The following is a 20,980-nucleotide window of genomic DNA, read 5'->3' on the forward strand; positions in this document are numbered from 1 at the left end:
TGGAAATTACTGAGGAGGATTTTATCGTGGCTGAAATTAGAGTTCCTGAACTAGCAGAATCAATTACAGAAGGTACAATTGCGCAATGGCTGAAACAACCGGGTGATTACGTTGAAAAAGGCGAATATATTGTTGAGCTTGAAACGGACAAAGTCAATGTAGAAGTTATTTCTGAAGAAGCAGGAACCATCAAAGAATTGCAAGCGGCAGAAGGCGACACGGTCGAAGTAGGCCAGGTAATCGCGATTGTGGAAGCAGGAGCGGGCAGTTCTGCAGGAACGTCTGCACCAGCTGAAACGGAAGCTGCGCCTGTTCAAACAGAGGCGAAAGCAAAAGAAGATATCGTAAAAGAAGAGCCTGCTCAAAAACAGGAGGAAGCAGCAAGCCGTACGGTTGCTTCACCAGCGGCTCGTAAGCTTGCCCGTGAAAAAGGCATTGATTTAAATGCTGTTAAAACGGTTGATCCACTTGGACGTGTACGCGTGCAGGATGTAGAATCACATCAAAACACACCGGCTCCGGCACCAAAGCAGGCTGCTCCACAAAAACAAGCGGCTTCCGCACCGAAAGCACAGGACAACGGCAAACCGGTTGAGCGCGAGCGCATGAGCCGCCGCCGTCAGACGATTGCAAAACGCCTGGTGGAAGTACAGCAGACAGCAGCGATGCTGACAACGTTTAACGAAATCGATATGACGAATATTATGGACCTTCGTAAACGTAAAAAAGACAAATTCTTTGATGATCATGATGTTCGCCTGGGCTTTATGTCGTTCTTTACAAAAGCAGTTGTGGCAGGGCTGAAAAAGTATCCATATGTAAATGCGGAAATTGACGGAGACGAAATTGTCTTGAAGAAGTTTTATGATATCGGCGTTGCCGTATCAACAGACGATGGCTTAGTTGTACCGGTCGTGCGTGACTGTGACCGCAAAAACTTTGCAGAAATCGAAGGCTCTATTATGGATATGGCCTTGAAAGCACGCGATAACAAGCTGGCGCTTGGTGACCTGCAGGGCGGTTCGTTTACAATCACGAACGGCGGTGTATTCGGTTCCCTTCTATCAACACCAATTTTAAACGGCTCGCAAGTGGGTATTCTTGGTATGCATACGATTCAAAGACGCCCGGTTGCGATTGGTGATGCGGTCGAAATCCGTCCGATGATGTATGTGGCTCTTTCATACGATCACCGCATTATTGATGGAAAAGAAGCGGTTGGATTCTTGAAAATGGTTAAAGAGTTAATTGAAAATCCAGAAGACCTTCTTCTTGAAGGATAAGAAAAAACCCGCAGCGCCTGCTGCGGGTTTTTCTTGTTTATTAGCTCTTTGCAAGTTTAGGAGAAAGGCCTCGCTTATTCACTTCTGTTTTTAATGTTTCAATTTCAGATTTGTTTCGGTCTTGCTTCAATGCATCCCTGTAAGCAGCCACCAGCATCTCGTCACTCATAATTTTCATTTTTATGACCTCCTTTGATATGGTGTTTAAATAAAGAGAAAAGAGTTTCTCTTTATTTTCTGATTATTATACTAGCAATAAAATAAAAGGCAAATGATAACAGTCAAAGGACAAAAAACGCTATAATATTCCTAAATAATATACTAGTTTTTGAAAATTTTTAAGTAAAATCATGATAAAGGAGGTAATTTGTTGTATATTTATAAGAGTAGTGATATAAGCAAAACAGACCAGTTGGCTGATAAAAATGGGATGTCTTCTTTTACGTTAATGGAACTTGCTGGAGCTGGTTTATGGAAAAAAATAGCTTCTTCTTATAAAATAAGTGACCATTCATTTCTTATTTTAGCCGGGAAAGGAAACAACGGCGGTGATAGTATTGTGCTCGCACGTTACTTAAAGCGGGCCGGGGCTGCCTGTCATCTTTTCTTTCCAGACGGACTGCCAAAAACGGGTCCAGCAAAGCAGCATTTAATGTATTACGAAACGTGCGGATACTCCTATGAAACGGGTCTGCCAGCTACTTCGGCCTCTATTGTCGTCGATGCGCTTTTAGGCGCTGGCACGCGGCTGCCGCTATCAAAAGCAATCCGGGACTGTGTGGATTGGATAAATGCGCAAAAGAAGCATCTTATCTCAATTGACCTGCCGACGGGTACAGCTTCTGATAATGGGGACTGTGATGAATCCGTCCTTCATGCACACAAAACGTACGTCCTTCATGGGTACAAGCCGTCCCGGTTTTTATACCCTGCGGCGGCTTGTTATGGAGAAACTGAAATTGTCGACATTGGACTCATACACACATCAAATTGGAAGGTGTACGAGCCGGCTCCTCGTTCCCGTTCTTTTTATCATCTTGCGCATAATACCCATAAAGGCACATTTGGCCATGGCCTCCTGGTAGCCGGAACCGGTGAAATGCCTGGGAGTGCAGCGCTTGCTGCATTAGGAGCTGTGTCATGCGGAGCAGGTAAGCTGACCGTGCAGACGGATCAAGAAGCGGTCCCGGTCATTGCTTCTCATGTGCCGGAAGCAATGTATCATTTTAAAAAAGGAATAGACGACAATCATCCATACGAAGCGGTTGCTGCCGGCTGTGGCAGAGCAGCAGACGGAGAAATGGAAGAGATCGTTCAGCATTTATTGCAGCAGGAGAAGCCGGTCATTTTAGATGCAGGTGCACTGGGGCCGCGGAGCTACAAGGAAGCAAGGTGCCCAGTAGTAGTAACGCCGCATCCTGGTGAGTTTGCGCGGATGACCGGAAAACCGGTTGGCTTTATTCAAAAAAATCGGCTGCAGGAAGCCTCGGCATATGCAGTCGAACACGGCGTAACGGTTGTGTTAAAAGGGGAATATACCGTCATAGCATTCGCGGATGGAAGCGGCTTTGTTAATCAAACAGGAAATGAAGGGTTGTCTAAAGGCGGAAGTGGCGATACACTGACAGGTGTGATGCTGGCGCTTATCATGCGTAATCCTGATCTTAAGGCCGCTGTCGCGGATGCTGTTTATCTGCACGGAAAATGTGCGGATCATTGGAAACAGCTTCGTCCGGCCCAAGCGATGCGCCCCCTTGGTATTCACGAGCTGATTCCGGATGCAATAAATGAAATAATAAAGGAGACCAACGAAACATGATTCATTTAAACTGGGACAAAACAAAACCGATTAAACAGGTAAAATGCGTTCATACAGACGCCAAAAAGTATGTTGTTGAAAATGCGCTGACAAAAGGAAACGTTTATGAGGTAAAAAACGAAACCGAGGAATTTTATTTTGTAGTAGATAATAAGGGCCGTGTTTCCGGCTTTTACAAAGATTATTTTGAAGAAGTAACGGGATAAACGAATGTTAGCTGTAAGGGGGCAGAAAAATGTTTAACGAGCGCATGGCCTTAAAGATCAGGCTGGATCAATTAGCGGATGCGGAAGTTCGAGTAATGCAGGAATTTAAAAAAGAACGGGAAGCGATTTTTGCGCGGCTTCAGGAACTGGATGAAACAGAAGAGAATCACAGGCCTGACATAACGGCTGCTGCTGCTGACATAACAGCTGCGGCTGATATAACAGCTGTTACGACAGTTGGAGCACCGCCAAAAATACGCAGAGGACGCCGGAGCGAAGGGTTAACAGAGCTTCGCGATATAACCATCCGCATTTTGAAAAAGCAGAATACGCCTATTCGCGGCATCGAGCTGCAGCGTTATGTAGAGGAGCAGTCCGGCAAGAAAATTGCAAACATGACCACTTTTATGAATAGTCTTGAGCGCGAAAATGCACATGTCCGCAAGCTTGGGCGGGGTCTTTACATTTACGAATATGATTTATAATGCAAAAAAGCGGACGGACAGTTCGCTTTTTTGCGTTGTATGCCTTTTCAGGTGTATGATAAAGCGTGCACAGTTATGAGAAAGGAAGATTTTTTTGAACATTACAACCTTGCCAGAATCGATTCAGTCGATCATTCATGAAAGAAAAAAACAGTTTGGACTCGAAGAAGATACACAGTCCAATTCTTATATAGCCCAAAGTGAAGAGATCGTATCAGATACGGTTATTTCTTTAGCGCTTGGCAAAAACATTTTGCTGAAAGGGCCAACAGGCTCTGGAAAAACAAAACTGTCAGAATCACTTGCTGCATTTTTTGGCCAGCCGGTTCACAGTATTAACTGTTCCATTGATCTGGACGCCGAGGCGATGCTTGGCTTTAAAACGATTGTCGAGGCAGATGGCAAAACACAAATTGATTTTGTGGAAGGTCCTGTTATTCAAGCGATGAAAAAAGGACATCTTTTATATATTGATGAAATTAATATGGCGAAGCCGGAAACGCTGCCGATCTTAAACGGTGTATTGGACTATCGCCGTCAAATCACGAATCCGTTCACAGGAGAAGTCGTGACTGCAAAGCCGACATTCAGTGTGATCGCTGCGGTGAACGAAGGGTACGCAGGTACAGCCCCGATGAATGAAGCGCTGAAAAACCGTTTTATCGTATTTGAGATTCCGTACATTTCAGGAGATATCCTGCTGCAGGTATTAAAGCAGCAGTCTGTTCTCCAGGATCAGGCGATGCTTGAGAAATTCGTTTCTCTGTCCGGTGACTTAACGACACTTGTTGAAAGCGGCCGTCTGCCGGAAGAAGCTTCTTCGATCCGCGCGCTGGTGGATGCATGCGACCTGGCTCTTTACATGCCGCCAATGCGGGCCGTGGAAAGCGCGATTGCCGGTAAGCTTGACGATGAACGCGAAAAAGCCGCAGTCCTAAACGCGGCGGAAACATGGTTCGCCTAACATGGAACGGTTCATACAGTTTAATGACGAAACAGTCAACTCCGCTTTTTGGATGGAACTGTCTGACCTTGCTGCGGCTCTGTCTCAAAATCCGGATTTAAAAGTGGAATTTGGCCCGCTTGCTTATTTGCAAAAAACGCCAGCCGTTCTGTTTGCCAGCCATTTCTGGCACCATCGTTCCAAAGAAGAAGAAACAGCGGGATTAAAAACGGACGTTTACCTGCGTGCACTTGGCACGATTCAGTGGACGGACGAAGCGGTCATCCGGTCTTTTATGGCCCGGTTTAGGGGAGATTTCGCCCGGCAGCTGCTTGCCGCTGCCGAAGATATTCGCTTAGAGCCTATGTGTATGGGGGCGCGCCCAGGAACAAAAAGAGCTTTTCATACCCGCCGCCAGGTGCTGCGGCGTTACCATGAAGTACAGCTGTCGGTGAATCAATCCAAAGGCTTTTACATGGATGCCGTTTTTAACGCTCTGTTTGTTCTATGGCAGGCAGATGCCCCTTTTGAATGGCCGGCTATTCATCCAGCTGTAGACCGTGCCGTGCCGTTTATCGATCGCACTGCCAGAGAGCTGTTTGATGCACGGTCGACAAAAGATGCAGCCAGAGTGGCCGGGGAGATCGCTGAGGTATTAGAAGAGCTTGAGCTGCGCAGCATGGTAAATAAGTACAGCCATCTTCCGGATTACCGGGAGCCGTCGGCGGATGAAGCCGTGGTGGATCCAGGAAAGCGGCAGGATCCGCTTGTAAATGATGATGAGGCAGATGAAAAAGAAAACGAGCAGTTTGACGAACAGTTCTCTACCTGGCACCGCGAATCAGAGGAAACACGCGGTACCTTTATGCAGTTTGATCTTGACCAGGGAACGAAAACACCGATGATGGGCAACACAGCCCGTGAAGGAGACGAAGGGGATGCAGCCCTTGCTTCCGTGCAGGGACGCTCTAAGAAGTCCTCGCGTGAGCAATATAACCGGCTGCTTGCCGAGCGGCGTGACGAAGAAAGCAAGGCAGATGAAGCGCATTACGGAAAAGAAAACATTGGCGCCAAAGCGATTTACGAAAAGCCGCGTACAGCAAGTGATACAGAACGGGAAGAGTACCGCCGGATGAGAGATGAAACGGCACCTGTTGTCCAGACGCTGAAACGGATGATTCAAAAATCGATTGAAAAGAAAAAAACCAGTCCGCGTACGGATTTGTTAACAGGACGCCTGGGACGCAAGCTGACGCGCTTCTTTACCGATGAGAATCCACGTCTGTTTTACAAAAAGCAGGAACCGTCCCGTGAAATTGATGCTGCTTTTTATTTATTGATTGATAGTTCTGCGTCTATGTACGATAAAATGGACGATGTGAAAAAAAGCGCCGTGCTGTTTCATGAAACATTGTCTTCTCTTCGAGTGCCGCATGAGATTACCGGCTTTTGGGAGGATACATCTCCTCTTTCAAAAGAAGTGAAGCCGAATTATTTCTTAACGGCTGTGCCTTTTCAAGCATCCCACCAAAAGGATGCAGGCTATGCCATTATGCAGCTTCGGCCTGAAGAAGACAACCGGGATGGCTTTGCCCTCCGACTGGCCATTGAAAAAATGGAACGCCGGAGTGAAGCGCGAAAATTCCTTATTGTTTTCTCAGACGGAGAGCCGTCCGCTGCTGATTACGATAAAAACGGTGTACTTGATACCCATGAAGCCGTAATGATGGCACGCAAAAAAGGGATGACCGTGTTTAATCTGTTTATTGGAGAAGAGGCGCTTGATGAAGCACGCCGGCAGATAATGAAGACCATTTACGGGCACGGCTCTATCATGGCCCCTGATGTATCAGAGCTTCCTCACGTGTTAACGCCGATTTTAAAAAAGCTGCTGTTTGAAAGTATTTAAGCGATCATTGGATTAAAATCCAACAAAAAAGCTAGTCCATCATGGAACAGCTTTCAGACGGTTGATAAATTATATTGATAACCGTACACATAAATGGGGTGGAGCGGCGGCGTCCAGGCAGCTCCGCTTTCCATGGGGCAGGCGCTGAGCCCGATTTCGCCTGGCGGCTTCTCACCGGTCTCAGCTGCCCGCTCGTCCCATAGGAGTCTTCGCCGCACACCCGCCGCCTGTGCGGTTAGACAAGACTGCACAGCTTAATAAATACACTTGCCCTATCACCAAATCAGTAAAAGCGCATGTAGAAATGCCCCCATTGCTAATTTTTCGAAACAAATGGGAAAGCCGGCCGGACGAAGACTCCTGCGGGAAGTACAGTGAGTCGGGAGACCCCGCAGCGCAGCCGAGGAGGCTTCTGCACTGCCCTAAGGTGCGCGAAGTCCGGCAGGCTTCACTTATCGGTTCTTTTTAAGAAAGAATGTTTCCCGAAAAGTCTCCTGCCTGTTTTCGGCGGTAAAACTTTCATAAAAAAAGACTGACGACTTTGTCGACAGTCTCAAGCTGTTCCCATGTGGAACAGCTTTTTTGTATTGGAATTTATTGTTTTAAACGCAGCAGCTGTTGTTTTAAATCGTCTTCCATCACAAGCAATTCGTCTTCCGCTGCTTTTCGTTTTGCACGCCCGTCCTGCTGAATGCGGATTGTTTCTTCAAGCGTTGTAATTAAGTTTTCCTGTGTTTTCTTTAATGTTTCAATATCAACAAGGCCGCGCTCATTTTCACGGGCAGTCTCGATCGAGTTGACTTTCAGCATTTCAGAGTTTTTCAGCAGCAGGTCATTCGTGGTTTTCGATACTTCTTTTTGTGCCTTTACGGCTTTTTGCTGGCGGACCAGCGTTAAAGCAATAGCGATTTGGTTTTTCCAGAGCGGCACAGCCGTTAAAATGGAAGACTGGATTTTTTCAGCCAGTGCCTGGTTAGTGTTTTGAATCAAACGGATTTGCGGCGCGCTTTGAATTGTAATCTGGCGGCTCAGCTTCAAGTCGTGCAGACGCTTTTCAAGCCGGTCCGCAAAAGCGATCATATCATTGACTTCCTGGAAATCCATTTGATCACCCGTCTGTTCTGCTTTTTGGCGCAGCGCCGGGATCGTTTTCGTTTCGATTTCTTCAAGCTTTAATTCTCCAGCAGCAATGTAAATATTGAGCGCCTGAAAATATTCTTTGTTTTTTTCATAAAGCTGCTCAAGCATCCGGATATCTTCAATGAGTCCGCGCTTGGAATGCTCAAGCTTGACCCCGATGCGGTCGATTTGAGCACCGACTTTTTGGTAGCGCGTCATCACTTCCTGTACCGAATCCGATACTTTGCCAAACATACGGGAAAATACATTTCGCTTTTCCTCCCGCAGTTCATCTGGATTTACATTTTTTAAGTTTTTCATTAAATCATTTAAAATATCGCCAACCGGCCCGATATCCTTGCGCTGTACGTGATCAAGCATATGGTGTGAGAAATCAGACAGCTTTGTTTGGGCAGCAGTCCCGAAGGAAAAAACCGCCTGCTGGTTTCCAGCTTCAATTTGCGCGGCCAGCTGCTCTGCTTTTTGGCGGTGTTCAGCCGGAAGCAGATCAACAAGCCGTTTAGATTGTGGAGAAGGGGCAGCTGCGCTCGGGGCAGAAGGCATGTCCCCAAATGGATCAGCAAGCAGGTTATTTAATAAATCATCGTTTTTTGCGCCCGTAACGGGTGCCGGTTGTGACTGTAGTTCGTTGTTCATCTTCGTTGTCTCCTTTCAAAGCAGGTTGTTCAGGTTCGATTATCTTTTTCGTTTGAGCCGTGCGCTGCCGGGCAACATCGAGTTCGATCGTTAAGTGTTCAATATCACGGGCGAGCACTTGACGAAGATCCGCTTCTAATGTTTGGGACAGATCACCAAGTGTTTCCGTCGTTTCAAGCAAGGATCGTTTCATGTCCGGGCCTTTTACTTTTTTGTTTGAGAGAAGAGCTGATTTTTCGGCCAGCTCTACTACCGAATCCAGATGAGAATAGAAAAAAGGCTCAATCTCGTAAAACCGCTTCGGTTCTTTTTTGACAACCGAATAAATACGCTTTACCAGACTGTTTAATTCAATCATTTGTTTAAGAGAACGAAGGCTCCGTACCTTTAAAAACAAATGCTGCAGCCGGGACAGCTTTGCTTTCGCTTCTTTTAGCTGATCAAGTATATAGTAATATTCTCTACGGCTTAATCCATATTTTTTTTGGATTCGTCTGTTGCCGAAATTGGTATACAGCATAAACACTCCTGCAAAACCGGCTGCGAATGCCGCCCATGACAGCCAGCCATCAAGCGGCATTGTCAGCACGAGAGCTGCTGCGAGTGAAACGGCCAGGCGGCGGGACCAATAAAAAGAATATCGCATCGTTCATCCACTCCATTTTATCATTTTGCTCTTTTACATGAGCGTATTTTGTTTCTTTATACGGACAAGCCGCAGAAAAAGTTTCATCTATAGTCCATTGTTTACGTTTTTTTCTATGAAAAAACCCCTTTTTGAAAAAAGGGGCATTTCTTATTTTGCTGATTCTTCAGCCGGCGGGTGGTTCTGATAATATTTGCGCCCGATCCATGATTGGAAAATAAGGATCAGTCCGCTGACGCTCCAATAAATAGGAAGGGCAGCTGGTGCGTTAAACGAGAAAACCAAAATCATAATCGGCGACAGCAGGCCGATAAATTTCATTTGCTGCTGCTGTTCAGCCGGCATTGTCTGCATGGACAGACGGAATTGAACATAGTACATAATACCCGCAATAACGGCCATGGCAATGTCAGGCTGTCCGAGACGGAACCAAAGGAATTCATGCGTTTTTATATCTTCTGAGACGGTAATGGCGTAATAAAGGCCTGTCCAGACCGGCAGCTGTAAAAGCATCGGCAGGCAACCCATAGCCATTGGATTGATGTCATTTTCTTTGTAAAGAGTCATCATTTCCATTTGAATCTTCCGCTGTTCTTCCTGTGTTTTAGCTGCTTTTAATCGTGCTTGAATATCAGTCATCTGCGGTTTTACTTTTTCCATCTTGTGGCGCATGGCGGCCTGCTTTTTCATCGAATTCAGCATAAGCGGCATTAGAATCAATCGTACCGCAATGGTAATGACGATGATTGCCATTCCATAACTGCCAAACATTTCGCCGAGCCAGTGAATCAGTTCAACGAACGGATTCACGAGGTAATCATGGAAAAAATGGCCTTCTGTTTGTGCGCTTTGACAGCCGGATAACAAAGCGGCCGATAAAGCAGTAAGCGCAATCGTTAATTGTTTTTTCAAATTCGTTCCTCCTGCGCCTGCTAGCAGGCTAGTTGCTTTAGACAAAAAAAGTATACTCCTTTTTTCCTGCAAAAACAATTAATCAATTATAAGGCGAAATGTAAACCTTTAATTTTATTAGGTTGACAAAATAAAGACCAATCCTTTAATCTGGAAAAAAAGGAGGGGTTACCATGTCAACATGGACTCAATTAGCTGTACAGATTTTAGGAGGTTACAAGCTTTCGGAAGAGGAAGCAGAGAATATTTTAACGTGTCCTGATGAAGAGGTTTTGCAGCTGCTCGAGGGCGCTTTTCATCTTCGCCGCCATTATTACGGAAAGAAAGTCAAACTGAATATGATCATCAATACAAAATCCGGCTTATGTCCGGAGGATTGCGGCTATTGTTCTCAATCGTCCCAGTCAACGGCTCCAATCCAAAAATACCGGATGATGAACCGTGAACAAATTGTGGCCGGTGCCGAAAAAGCCCATTCCCTTGGCGCAAATACCTACTGCATCGTGGCGAGCGGAAGAGGACCGTCTAAAAAAGAACTCGATACTGTCACAGATGCGGTAAAAGAGATAAAAAACAAATATGGGATGCGCATTTGTGCATGCCTGGGACTCCTAAAACCGGAGCAGGCTGTACAGCTGAAAGAAGCAGGAGTGAACCGGTACAACCATAATATAAATACATCCAAAAACCATCACGAGTCGATTACGACTACTCATACATATAACGATCGTACAGAAACAGTCGGCCGCGTAAAAGAAAGCGGCATGTCCCCATGCTCCGGCGTCATTATCGGCATGGGTGAAACGAATGAAGACATTATCAATATGGCTTTTAGCCTGAGGGAGCTTGATGCTGACTCAATTCCGGTTAATTTCCTGCATGCTATACCGGGTACAAAGCTTGAGGACGCTAAGCCGCTTACGCCGCTTTTTTGCTTAAAAGTACTTGCGTTGTTCCGTTTTATCAATCCATCAAAAGAAATCCGGATTTCAGGCGGCCGGGAAGTGAATTTACGCTCCGTTCAGCCACTTGGCTTGTACGCTGCCAATTCTATTTTTTTAGGAAGCTATTTGACGACTCCCGGCCAGGAGGTCACAGCAGATCATAAAATGATTGAGGATATGGGATTTGAAATAGAGCAGGCGCACGAGCAGGCTCCTGTTTAATAGACCAGAAAGGTCCATGAATTCTTTTACTGAAATACAAGAAAAGTGAGTTATAAGGCTTAAAATAAAAATAGCTACATGTTGTTTAACAATAAAAAGAAAAAAAGAGGAGTGGGATTCCCACTTCTCTTATCACGACAACTTTTTGTTTTTTTATTTTCAGAAAAAGTAATTATCTTAATCAGAGTCTTATTTTTAAAAGAAATTAGTCATTGTAGTAGGGTGGCTCCTTTCCCTTCTCATCATAAGCAGACAAACTTCCTCGGTCTACTTTATAGGACAAAGACCAAGAATCACTTGCAGCTTCTTTACTCCAATGCTCCGTAAAAGTAACAAGATATACTTCAGGTTCCAGTTCTTTTACGCTTGTTTCTCTAACTACGTTATAACCTTGGATGGTTCCTTCCCATTTGCCAACTTCCTTAGGAAAACTCTTTATAACAGTCTCATTGTCATTGGTCGCAAACTCAACAGCTTCTTCTTTTGTAAAAGGAGGGACGGGAGGCGAAGAAATATAAAAATACAGCCAGCCGATAAAAGCTAGAATAAAAGGAATAAGCCAGATTATCTTTATACTCTTTTGGTTTTCCATTCTCTTCTCTACCCATTTATCTATTAGCGCGTATAACAGAGCAGCTACTAATCCATAAATTGCAAAAATCAAATCTTGAAATAAAATGCCATTTGCTAAACCAAACAAACTAAGAATGACTATATATAACCAATCTTGATTTTTAAACCATTTTTTGTGAAAGTACTCAATGACAAGAGAAACAATATTTCCATAAACAAGAACAATTGCACCGATGTACGTGAAGAACATAGATGACAAAAGAAGAAAGTTAGTTCCCAAATCATATATGAAATTAGTTTCTTCAGCCATATCGTAAAACGCTAAAAATATTGATGCCAAAGTGGTCGTAATAAATGTTGTCAGTAATTTTCATATGGCTAAGTGTGTAAAATTCATTTTTATCCTCCCTGTGTTAGTAGTATAGCAAAAGTGATAAATGTAGTGACAAAACGGTGAAAAAAACGCAAAAAAAGGTGTATCAACAAAATTGTTGATACACCGCTAATTTACATTGTTAAACAGCATGTGTCGTCGTTATTAATACTGTCTAATTTTTAATAATTATAGATTCAGTGTTACATATTCATGGACCTTTTTTACATACAGATATGGTAAAATCATTCCAAGAAAGGGTGAGAGCATGAAAGAAAAACAAGAGCTGTACCGGTATTCCTGCACGGTGGATGAGGAGAAAGTTTTTGCATTTAAACAAGCGGTTTCGGCTGCCGATACGGGGAGTGAGATACCGCCAACGTTTCTCACTGTACTTGATTTTCACGGCGGGTTGTCTTTTCAAAAATTGACGGAGCTTCTCCAGTTTGACCCTGCTTGTGTGCTGCACGGCAGCCAGTCTTATGAATACATAAAACCGATCGTTCCAGGTGACCACATTGAAGCCGTTGTGTATATGACAGGACGGACGTCCAAAAGAGGCATGACGTTTGCAAAGCTTGAAACGGTTTATTTAAAAGAAAACCATCCAGCCGTTATATCGCGTTCGACCTTGATTGAACAGAAGGGAGCAGCCCATGTTTAAACCTCTTTACTGGACAATTACTGCAGAAGAAATTCGTGAGTATGCAGCCGCTTCAGGTGACTTTAACCCGATTCATACGGACCCTGATTATGCACAAAAAGCCGGGCTGAAGGGCTGTATTGCACATGGAATGCTCGTAATGGCGCTTGGAAGCCGTGCGATCCGTGAATGGGAGGCAGGCGATTTAACCTCCTACGAGGCCCGCTTTCAGGCGATGACGTATCCCGACGAGCCGCTTGTGGTCAAAGGCAGCTGGATGGATGAGGCAGCAGGCAAAGGCAGTGTAACAGTCCAAAACGAGAAAGGCGAAATAAAAATGAAAGGCACCTTTACAGTGAAGTGAAGAAAGATGAAAAAAGCGGCCGCTTTTCTTTTTCAGCTTGCGTTTCTGTCCGCTTTGTATTATGGATCTGAGTTTTTTGTTTCCTGGCTGCATATTCCGATTCCAGCCAGTGTTACCGGCATGGTGATCCTGCTTTTTCTTCTATCAAAGAGCTGGGTTCCTGTTCAAATGATCGAAAGTGGAGCTGCTTTTTTAAACAAGCATTTAGCTTTCTTTTTTATTCCAATTGCAGCCGGATTAATCACATACGGGGATCTGATCCGATCAGGCGGCGCTGCCCTTATAGCAGTGATTGCCGGCAGTTCGGTTATGGGTCTTCTTATTACCTCTGGACTTTCTAGTGCATTGGCGAAGAGAAGCAGGGAAAAAGCATGACTGTTATTTACATCATTGTAACCATTGCTGTTTATCGACTGGCGCGATGGGCCGCTTTGCGGTTTCCATCTCCTTTCACAACGCCCGTTTTTACATCAACTGTGGTGATCATCAGCCTGCTGGCGGCCTCGGGCGTATCGTATGAAGAATATACACCAGCAAAAGAAATTATGACCTTTTTGCTCGGTCCGGCAACCGTAGCACTTGCTCTGCCGCTGTATCATAACCGGGCTGTACTGCGTGAGCGCTTTTTTCCAGCCGCCACCAGCTTGATTGTCGGTACATTCGCAACGATTGTATCGGCTGTTTGGATGGCTTCTTCATTTGGCCTCTCCCGAACTATTCAAGCGACCGCTGCTGTAAAGGCCGTGACAACGCCCGTAGCGATGGAAGCGGCTGTGATTATTGGCGGCGATCCGGCACTGGCCGCGGCTTTTGTCATCACAGCTGGTATTTTCGGAGCGGTATTTGGCCCGCCTTTGTTAACGATGTTTAACATACATGATCCTTTTTCAAGAGGCCTCGGTATCGGCACCATTTCCCACGGTATCGGAACAAGCCAGGCTGTACAGGAAGGACCCATTCAAGGAACGGTGTCCAGCGCTGCAATGGGCGTCTCTGCCATTATTACCTCGCTTGTTCTGCCCTGGCTGTTTCCTTTTCTTTAACAAGATGACGAGCTTGACTCGTCATCTTTTTTTGTGGAATAAATGTGGGAACGCTTTAAAAACAGACAAAAAGTTGTGACAACTTTTCTATAGACTTTCCATAAAGAGGGCGTATAATAAAAGTATAAATCAATTGTGAAATATTTCACAAATTAACCTGAATGGTGAGTGAAAACAATGAATAAAGAAGCGTATGAGGAAATAAATGCATGGGCGGTTAAAAAGTCAGCGATTTTGCGCCATAACCCTATCCAATATATTGTAAAGGCTATGCTGGCCAGCTTTTTTATCGGCTTTGGCATTATGCTTTCCTTTAAACTGGCAGAACCTTTTTTTGATGCAGGATCACCAGCCACTGTCTTGATGCTAGGTGCGTTTTTCGGCATTGCTCTTGTATTAATTCTATACGGAGGAGCAGAGCTGTTTACTGGCAATACGATGTATTTCACAATGAGTACAATGAGCGGCAAAACAAATTGGAAAGAAGCACTGGCCGTTCTTGGAGCGTGCTATACAGGGAATCTGCTTGGTGCTTTATGCTTCGCCCTATTTATCAGTGGAGCAGGAATTTATAATGATCCGGCGAATTCTCAATATTTAATGGATGTTGTTTCTCATAAAATGCATTACCCTGCGTCTCAATTGTTTTTTAAAGCGATTTTGTGTAACTGGATCGTCTGTCTCGCTGTCTGGATTCCTATGCAGATGAAAGGGGACATGGCGAAAATCGTGACAATGCTGCTGTTCGTTATGACATTTGTTGTGGCCGGCTTTGAGCACAGTGTGGCTAATATGGTTCTGTTCAGCCTGGCTCTGGCGGTGCCGCATCCTGAAGCGATTTCTGTAGCGAGCGCTATCCATAATTTAATTCCTGTTACTTTAGGAAACATCATTGGCGGCAGCGTGTTTGTCGGCATGGTATACGTGTACCTGGCAAAACCGGTCCAAAAAAGCATACCGAAAGAAGCAAAAGAACGCATTACTGTTAAACTTCTTGAGATGAATAAAAGCCGTCGCTGAGCGACGGCTTTTTTTAGCCAATTAAAATGCGTTCTTTCGGATAATGGTAAGGGTCTTTAATTTCTTTGCCGCGAATGAGGAAAAGAAGGGAAAACAGCCCTACCCGGCCGATAAACATGAGCATAATTAAAATCATTTTAGCAGGTGTGCCAATCACGCTTGTCACGCCAAGGGTTGAACCCGTTGTACCAAACGCGGATGAAACCTCGTAAATAATAGGAAGCAGTGCAAGCTCCGGCTCTAAATAAGAAAGAGCAATAACGGAAACAGCCCAGATAAACGTTCCGGTTACAAGGACGACAAACGACCGGTGCGCGTCAATGGGATGTACTTCCCGGTGAAACACTTTAATGGTGTTTTTTCCGCGTGCAAATGTGAATACACTGAGTGCTGCAATTGCGACGGTCGTGGTTCGCAAACCGCCGCCTACACTTGAAGGTGAGGCGCCGATAAACATCAGCACCGACAAAAGCAGCAGTGACGGCGATGAAAAGTCATTTAAATCCAATGTGGCCAAACCGCCGCTTCTAGAGGCAACAGATTGAAAAAGAGCATAGAAAAACGATTCATGCCATACTTTATCCGCTAAGAAATGGTTTCGCTCAAACAAAAGCAGTCCCGCTGTGCCGATGGCAGCCAGCAGCACATACATGGTAACCGTTAATTTTGTAAACAAGCTGAACGTAAATTTACGCGATCCGCGGTAGGTTAAAAAATCTTTGATTTCAACCAATACGGGAAATCCGATCGCCCCAAGAATAATCAGCACCATATTCACAACTTGAACAAAATAGTCATTTGCGTACGGAATAAGGGAAGCGCCGGTAATATCAAAGCCACCATTGGTTGTGGCACTGACCGAAGCGAACAGGCCGTGCAGAAACGCTTCGCTGATCGTCGGGTAGTACTGAATAAAATGAATGCCGAGTACGAGAGCTCCAACTACTTCAATAGCAAGAATAAGGAGAAAAATTTCCCTCATTAATTTAACGAGGCCGCTTAAATCGGTCCGATTTTGGTCCGCCATAATGAGCTGCCGCTCCCGCATGCCAATCCGTTTACCAAAAAGGAGCCACACCATGGAACTAAACGTCATTATACCGACACCGCCTACCTGTAAGATAAGCAGGATAAAAAAGTACCCGGTCGTGCTGAAGGTGTCAATGGTGCTGACCGGGGTCAAACCCGTTACACTGAGGGCACTAACAGCTACAAAAACTGCATCTATAAACGAAATGTCTACGCCTGGTTTATGAGCGGCCGGCAGCAGCAATAAAATACTGGCAAACACAGCACCGCTTAAATAAAGCAGAAAAATAACCTGAAAAGGAGAAAGCCGCAGCTGTTTTAACTTCATGCCCGGCACCATCCCCATTGTGTGTTTCTCTTCGTCATACAATCACCTTTTTAAGCCTCTCCGCTGCCTGCTTTAATAAGGGAACAGGCTGTACAAGGGCGATACGCACGTAGCCTTTGCCCGCTGTGCCAAATGCGCTTCCCGGCACCATTACAACGCCGGCTTTATCAATCGCTTCGAAAACAAAGGCGCGGTCATCGCTGCCGGACGGAATTTTCGTCCATAAAAACATGCCGCCTCCAGGCTGCTCAACCGGCCATCCGATCTCTTGAAGCCCTGATGAAAGTGCTTCAGCCCGTGCCCGGAACTCTATCCGCAGCTTGTTTGTGATTTCCTCCGCATGATCGAGGGCAAAAATAGCTGCTTTCTGAACGGGAGCAAACACCCCATAATCCAAATTGGATTTGAGCTGCTTCATCACATGAATCATGTCGGCATTTCCGGCAATATACGCAATGCGTGCCCCGGCCAGACTGAAGGTTTTAGAAAGAGAATTGATTTCCATCCCTACTTCCATTGCACCGGAAATGGAAAGAAAACTAAACGGTTCCCCGCCTTCAAAGTAAAACTCTGAATAAGCCGCGTCATGCAGCACAATGATATGATACTTTTTGGCAAAATGGATGACCTGCTCAAAAAATGCGCGATTCGGCATCGCTGGTACAGGATTGCCAGGCAGATTGAGCAGCATCAGCTTTGCTTTTTGAGCTATATCTTCTGGAATAAGAGATAAATCCGGCAGAAATTGATTTTCAGGCAGAAGCGGCATAAAGTACGGCACCGCACCTGCAAGAGAAATGCCGGCTTCATACGCAACATAAGCAGGATTCGTCGTTAAGACGATATCACCGGGATCACAAAAAGCGAGAGGAAGATGCACAAGTCCTTCCTGAGATCCCATCGTTTGAACGATTTCTGTTTGCGGGTTTAAAACGACGCGTGTGCGCCGCTTGTAATAATCGGCTACGGATTGATAAAACTGTGCGGTTCCGCCAAGTGTATAGCCGTAGGCATCCGCTTTCGCACTTTCATCGGCTAGAACGGTCCGAACGCGCTCATCCGGCGGTAAATCCGGGCTGCCAAGGCTTAGATCAATTAAAATATCGCCTTGCTGCTTTTTTTGATCTGTATAAGCTTTTAAGTCACTAAAAATGGATGGGCCAAAGGCCGCCATTCTTTTAGAAGGTTGAATCTTCAAGACAAGCACCTCGTTGCGTGAAAATATGTATGTATGCGCCCTATTTTACCACATCAAATCAAAAAAGTATGCGGCTCGGTTTGTTAACTATATTAAAAATAGGTTGACAATAGAGGGAGCCTCCTTTTACAATAAAAAAAACAATTCACTGGAGGTTACATACATGAAAACAGTTCACTGGATGCAGGCGGCTATGTTTGCTGCTATTATGGCTGTGCTTGGATTCCTGCCGCCTATTCCGCTTTCTTTTACGCCTGTGCCGATTTCCTTTCAAACAATCGGTGTAATGATTGCGGGAGGCATACTCGGTGCCCGGCTGGGTGCACTCAGCCAGGTTATTTTTCTGCTGGCTGTTGCAGCGGGAGCTCCTATTCTTGCCGGAGGGCGGGGCGGTCTCGCTGTTTTTGCAGGACCAAGTGCCGGTTTTCTGATTTCCTGGATTGCGGGCGCATTTGTTGTCGGCTTCCTGGTTGAACGCGCCACAAAATTATCAGCTAAGCGCACATTTGCTGCTAACGTTATCGGAGGCGTTCTTGTTTTATATATCATTGGCATTCCCGTTCAGTCACTTGTGACAGGAGTCGGGCTGAAAGAAGTCACGCTGGCAAGTGCCGCTTTTATTCCGGGTGACCTGCTAAAAGCTGCGGCGGCGGCACTTCTTGTTCCGAGACTGCGTACCGCCCTGCAGGCTGTACCGTCTTTTCGCCGCGCCGCCTAAATTTTGATATAGTACAGTGGGGGGATAAAAGATGAATTTAACGTCCACACAATCGCTCCGGGCACATTCGTGTCCGGAGCATATTTGTTTGCAAACGCCGAATCGAACCTTTACATACCGGGAGTGGGAGGAGATAACAAAGCGCACTACCGCCTGGCTTTTATCGCACGGGCAGCCGGGAGAGACCATTGCGTTAACGGCTCAAAACAGATGGGAAACGCTTGCTTTATTTTGCGGTGCGGTGCGGGCTGGCTTTGTTTTTATGCCGCTTGATCCGCGGATGACAGAAGCAGAACGGGCCGAGCGGCTTCGGTTCGCAAAGCCGGTGCTGTTCATTCCGGCAGAGCAGCTTGAAGAAACCGGTTCTTTGATCCAGCAAACCATTCCTTCTTCGTATTGCCATGAGGATGTTCATTGTATGTTTTACTCTGGCTTCACTTCTGGTTCAAGCGGTACGCCAAAGCAATTTATCCGAAGCCAGCGGTCCTGGCTGAAAAGTTTTGAAGCGGGGATGGCCGATTTTCCACTAACGGGGCAGGAAACAGCTGTGATCGCCGGTCCTATTCACCATTCACTGTTTTTATATGGAGCCGCATTTGCTTTTTTTAGCGGACAGCCGATTCTTTTAATGGATAAGTTTGTGCCGCAGCATACAGCTCAAGCACTAAACCGTCTGGATTCATTTGTTTTTTACGCGGTTCCGACGATGCTTGAAGCGCTGTACAATCGCTTCCACTTTGCTTCGAAAGGAATTGTTTTTTTATCCGGTGCAGGGTGGACAGCGGAGCGGAAGCAGCAATGGATCGATACATATCCCGCGGCACCGCTTTATGAGTTTTACGGTGCCTCCGAGCTCAGCTTTGTCTCTTATATGACACCAGAGGATTACAGAGTCCGGCCTGCTTCTTCCGGAAAACCGAGCACTGGTGTAACGGTCGATATCCGGTCAGGAGGAAAAAGCCTTTCTCCCGGACAAATCGGAACCATTTATGTGAAAAGCCCTATGCTGTTCAGCGGCTATGTGCAAGAAGGCCGGTATGAGCTTGACATCGGTCAAGACGGCTTTTATACGGTCGGAGATGCGGGCTATGTAGATGAAGATGGCTGTTTATATGTGGTAGGCAGAGAGCAGTTTATGATGATTACAGGCGGCGTGAATGTTTATCCAGAAGAAATAGAGCGGGTCGTTGTAAGATGTCCGGATGTACATGCGGCCGCGGTTACGTCTATTGAGGATGTGCACCTTGGCGACCGTATTGTCTGCTTTTATACAGGCGGGGCAGACAAGGGAGCAGTCCGCTTTTTTACAAAACAGTTTCTATCTGTCCAAAAGCTGCCGAGACACTGGATTCAAACAAACAATCTTCCACTCACAACGAATGGGAAAATCGACCGGAAAGCCCTTCAGGAAAAAGCAAAGGAGGTCCTGCAGTGACTGTTTACATTACAAATGCGAAAAGAACGCCGGTTGGAGTAAAGAATGGGATTTTTTCAACAATAGAAGCAGCCCATCTTGCAGCACCTGTTATCAAAACGCTGGCAGACTGCTCCGCTGCTTTGCCCGACGAAGTGATTTTAGGCAATGTCACGGGGCCGGGCGGAAATATTGCGCGCTTGTCGGCTCTGTTGGCCGGACTTTCCCAGTCAGTACCCGGCTTCACAATGGACAGACAGTGTTCATCAGGGCTGGAAGCGATTCGGCTTGGTGCAGCATTGGTTGCTTCGGGCGAAGCACAGCGCGTGATTGCCGGCGGCTGTGAAAGCTCCAGTACCTCACTGCGCCCGGAAAAAGCAGTGTTTTCTCCGCAATCGATTGGAGATCCGGAAATGGGCATAGCGGCAGAATGGCTGGCTGAGCGGGAAGAAATTTCAAGAAAGGATCAGGATGATTACGCTGTATTAAGTTATCGGCGGTTTGCCGAATCAATCGCGGCAGCGCGGTTCACTCATGAAATCGTCCCGGTCGGCGGATACTCAGTAGATGAGGCAGCTTTAAAAAAACGGCCGATTGAAAGAATGGCTCCGCGGGCTAAAGCGGCTTTTCAGCCAGGAGGAACAGTGACCGCATTGAATGCATCTGCTTTTAATGATGCGGCTTGTGCAGTATTTATGACGTCTGTAAAAGCACCAGGCTTAAAAGTGATAGCAAGCGCCGCCAGTGGAGCCGATCCGAACTTTCCAGCCGCTTCGCCTGTGCCAGCGATTGAAAAGCTGCTGATGAAAACAGGGCTCTCTATTTCAGATATTGACGTATGGGAAATCAACGAAGCATTCGCTGTGAAAATCATTTACGCAGCACGAAAGCTCGGTATTCCTTTTGGGAAAATAAATCCGGACGGGGGCGGATTGGCACTTGGCCATCCGTACGGAGCATCCGGCGCCATGCTTGCGCTGCGGCTGTTTTACGGCATGCAGCGGCGGAATGAACAATTCGGCATTGCCGCAGTAGGAAGTGCAGGAGGCATCGGAGTAGCCATGCTTTTTGAACGCGTTTAAAACCTCCAAATCGGTTTTTACCAGTACATGCACGGGTATAAAACGGGAAA

Annotated in this window: 23 protein-coding genes; 15 read left to right on the forward strand and 8 right to left on the reverse strand. The window is 46.0% G+C overall.

Annotation, left to right across the window (positions count from 1 at the left end; genetic code table 11):
- Window positions 1-26 precede the first annotated feature (26 nt).
- The gene (odhB, locus tag RRU94_RS16420) at window positions 27-1,283 is read left to right on the forward strand and encodes a 2-oxoglutarate dehydrogenase complex dihydrolipoyllysine-residue succinyltransferase (RefSeq protein WP_315695833.1); all 1,257 of its coding nucleotides are present in this window, start codon (window positions 27-29) and stop codon (window positions 1,281-1,283) included.
- A 40-nt stretch (window positions 1,284-1,323) separates the two neighbouring features.
- On the opposite strand, the gene sda is transcribed toward odhB, so the two are convergent.
- A complete protein-coding gene (sda, locus tag RRU94_RS16425; RefSeq protein WP_315695835.1) occupies window positions 1,324-1,461 on the reverse strand; it encodes a sporulation histidine kinase inhibitor Sda in 138 nt (45 codons plus the stop codon).
- Window positions 1,462-1,653: 192 nt separating this feature from the next.
- On the opposite strand from sda, the gene RRU94_RS16430 reads away from it, so the two are divergent.
- The 5 genes from RRU94_RS16430 to RRU94_RS16450 all read left to right on the forward strand — a co-directional run bounded on the left by RRU94_RS16430 (window position 1,654) and on the right by RRU94_RS16450 (window position 6,645).
- A complete protein-coding gene (locus tag RRU94_RS16430) occupies window positions 1,654-3,102 on the forward strand; it encodes an NAD(P)H-hydrate dehydratase (protein ID WP_315695837.1) in 1,449 nt (482 codons plus the stop codon).
- Window positions 3,099-3,308: a DUF6501 family protein gene (locus tag RRU94_RS16435; RefSeq protein WP_315695840.1), complete on the forward strand. Its 210-nt coding sequence runs from the start codon at window positions 3,099-3,101 to the stop codon at window positions 3,306-3,308. Before RRU94_RS16430 ends, RRU94_RS16435 begins: the two co-directional genes overlap by 4 nt.
- Before the next feature lie 29 nt (window positions 3,309-3,337).
- Window positions 3,338-3,793, forward strand: a complete 456-nt coding sequence (locus tag RRU94_RS16440; RefSeq protein WP_315695842.1) for a Rok-like winged helix domain-containing protein — start codon at window positions 3,338-3,340, stop codon at window positions 3,791-3,793.
- Between the two features lie 88 nt (window positions 3,794-3,881).
- Window positions 3,882-4,757: an ATP-binding protein gene (locus RRU94_RS16445; RefSeq protein WP_410493048.1), complete on the forward strand. Its 876-nt coding sequence runs from the start codon at window positions 3,882-3,884 to the stop codon at window positions 4,755-4,757.
- A 1-nt stretch (window position 4,758) separates the two neighbouring features.
- Window positions 4,759-6,645 (forward strand): vWA domain-containing protein, encoded by a 1,887-nt coding sequence (locus RRU94_RS16450; protein ID WP_315695846.1) that lies wholly within the window; start codon window positions 4,759-4,761, stop codon window positions 6,643-6,645.
- A 53-nt stretch (window positions 6,646-6,698) separates the two neighbouring features.
- Here the strand turns inward: RRU94_RS16450 and RRU94_RS16455 are convergent, their stop codons facing one another.
- The 4 genes from RRU94_RS16455 to yidC all read right to left on the reverse strand — a co-directional run bounded on the left by RRU94_RS16455 (window position 6,699) and on the right by yidC (window position 9,979).
- Complete coding sequence (locus tag RRU94_RS16455) at window positions 6,699-6,863, reverse strand: hypothetical protein (RefSeq protein WP_315695848.1); 165 nt, start codon at window positions 6,861-6,863, stop codon at window positions 6,699-6,701.
- A 376-nt stretch (window positions 6,864-7,239) separates the two neighbouring features.
- On the reverse strand, window positions 7,240-8,421 hold the full coding sequence (locus tag RRU94_RS16460; RefSeq protein ID WP_315695850.1) for a toxic anion resistance protein: 1,182 nt from the start codon (window positions 8,419-8,421) through the stop codon (window positions 7,240-7,242).
- Window positions 8,366-9,067: a 5-bromo-4-chloroindolyl phosphate hydrolysis family protein gene (locus RRU94_RS16465; RefSeq protein ID WP_315695852.1), complete on the reverse strand. Its 702-nt coding sequence runs from the start codon at window positions 9,065-9,067 to the stop codon at window positions 8,366-8,368. The genes RRU94_RS16460 and RRU94_RS16465 overlap by 56 nt, the downstream gene beginning before the upstream one ends.
- A gap of 150 nt (window positions 9,068-9,217) precedes the next feature.
- Window positions 9,218-9,979, reverse strand: coding sequence for a membrane protein insertase YidC (yidC, locus tag RRU94_RS16470; protein WP_315695854.1), 762 nt, complete (start codon window positions 9,977-9,979; stop codon window positions 9,218-9,220).
- 173 nt (window positions 9,980-10,152) lie between these two features.
- Between yidC and bioB the strand changes: the two genes are divergently transcribed.
- Complete coding sequence (bioB, locus tag RRU94_RS16475) at window positions 10,153-11,145, forward strand: biotin synthase BioB (protein WP_315695856.1); 993 nt, start codon at window positions 10,153-10,155, stop codon at window positions 11,143-11,145.
- Window positions 11,146-11,350: 205 nt separating this feature from the next.
- On the opposite strand, the gene RRU94_RS16480 is transcribed toward bioB, so the two are convergent.
- The gene (locus tag RRU94_RS16480) at window positions 11,351-12,028 is read right to left on the reverse strand and encodes a hypothetical protein (protein ID WP_315695858.1); all 678 of its coding nucleotides are present in this window, start codon (window positions 12,026-12,028) and stop codon (window positions 11,351-11,353) included.
- Between the two features lie 331 nt (window positions 12,029-12,359).
- Between RRU94_RS16480 and RRU94_RS16485 the strand changes: the two genes are divergently transcribed.
- From RRU94_RS16485 to RRU94_RS16505, 5 genes are all read left to right on the forward strand, one after another.
- A complete protein-coding gene (locus tag RRU94_RS16485; protein WP_315695860.1) occupies window positions 12,360-12,755 on the forward strand; it encodes an FAS1-like dehydratase domain-containing protein in 396 nt (131 codons plus the stop codon).
- Window positions 12,748-13,098: a MaoC family dehydratase gene (locus RRU94_RS16490; RefSeq protein WP_315695862.1), complete on the forward strand. Its 351-nt coding sequence runs from the start codon at window positions 12,748-12,750 to the stop codon at window positions 13,096-13,098. The genes RRU94_RS16485 and RRU94_RS16490 overlap by 8 nt, the downstream gene beginning before the upstream one ends.
- Window positions 13,099-13,104: 6 nt before the next feature.
- Window positions 13,105-13,473 (forward strand): CidA/LrgA family protein, encoded by a 369-nt coding sequence (locus RRU94_RS16495; protein ID WP_315695864.1) that lies wholly within the window; start codon window positions 13,105-13,107, stop codon window positions 13,471-13,473.
- Complete coding sequence (locus RRU94_RS16500) at window positions 13,470-14,141, forward strand: LrgB family protein (protein WP_315695866.1); 672 nt, start codon at window positions 13,470-13,472, stop codon at window positions 14,139-14,141. Before RRU94_RS16495 ends, RRU94_RS16500 begins: the two co-directional genes overlap by 4 nt.
- A gap of 177 nt (window positions 14,142-14,318) precedes the next feature.
- Window positions 14,319-15,161, forward strand: coding sequence for a formate/nitrite transporter family protein (locus RRU94_RS16505; RefSeq protein ID WP_315695869.1), 843 nt, complete (start codon window positions 14,319-14,321; stop codon window positions 15,159-15,161).
- Window positions 15,162-15,174: 13 nt separating this feature from the next.
- On the opposite strand, the gene RRU94_RS16510 is transcribed toward RRU94_RS16505, so the two are convergent.
- A complete protein-coding gene (locus RRU94_RS16510; protein ID WP_315696004.1) occupies window positions 15,175-16,530 on the reverse strand; it encodes a TrkH family potassium uptake protein in 1,356 nt (451 codons plus the stop codon).
- A 22-nt stretch (window positions 16,531-16,552) separates the two neighbouring features.
- Window positions 16,553-17,716 carry an aminotransferase class I/II-fold pyridoxal phosphate-dependent enzyme gene (locus RRU94_RS16515; RefSeq protein ID WP_315695871.1) on the reverse strand — a complete coding sequence of 388 codons (1,164 nt, stop codon included), beginning with the start codon at window positions 17,714-17,716 and terminating at the stop codon, window positions 16,553-16,555.
- Window positions 17,717-17,879: 163 nt separating this feature from the next.
- Between RRU94_RS16515 and RRU94_RS16520 the strand changes: the two genes are divergently transcribed.
- The 3 genes from RRU94_RS16520 to RRU94_RS16530 are packed head-to-tail and all read left to right on the forward strand — an operon-like array spanning window position 17,880 to window position 20,930.
- Window positions 17,880-18,434, forward strand: a complete 555-nt coding sequence (locus RRU94_RS16520) for a biotin transporter BioY (RefSeq protein ID WP_315691975.1) — start codon at window positions 17,880-17,882, stop codon at window positions 18,432-18,434.
- Between the two features lie 31 nt (window positions 18,435-18,465).
- Entirely contained in the window at window positions 18,466-19,869 is a 1,404-nt protein-coding gene (locus RRU94_RS16525; RefSeq protein WP_315691976.1) for an AMP-binding protein, read from the forward strand.
- Entirely contained in the window at window positions 19,866-20,930 is a 1,065-nt protein-coding gene (locus tag RRU94_RS16530; protein WP_315691977.1) for an acetyl-CoA C-acyltransferase, read from the forward strand. The genes RRU94_RS16525 and RRU94_RS16530 overlap by 4 nt, the downstream gene beginning before the upstream one ends.
- The last annotated feature ends 50 nt before the right edge of the window (window positions 20,931-20,980 follow it).

Source organism: Domibacillus sp. DTU_2020_1001157_1_SI_ALB_TIR_016, from assembly GCF_032341995.1.
GTDB classification, from domain to species: Bacteria; Bacillota; Bacilli; order Bacillales; family Domibacillaceae; genus Domibacillus; species Domibacillus indicus_A.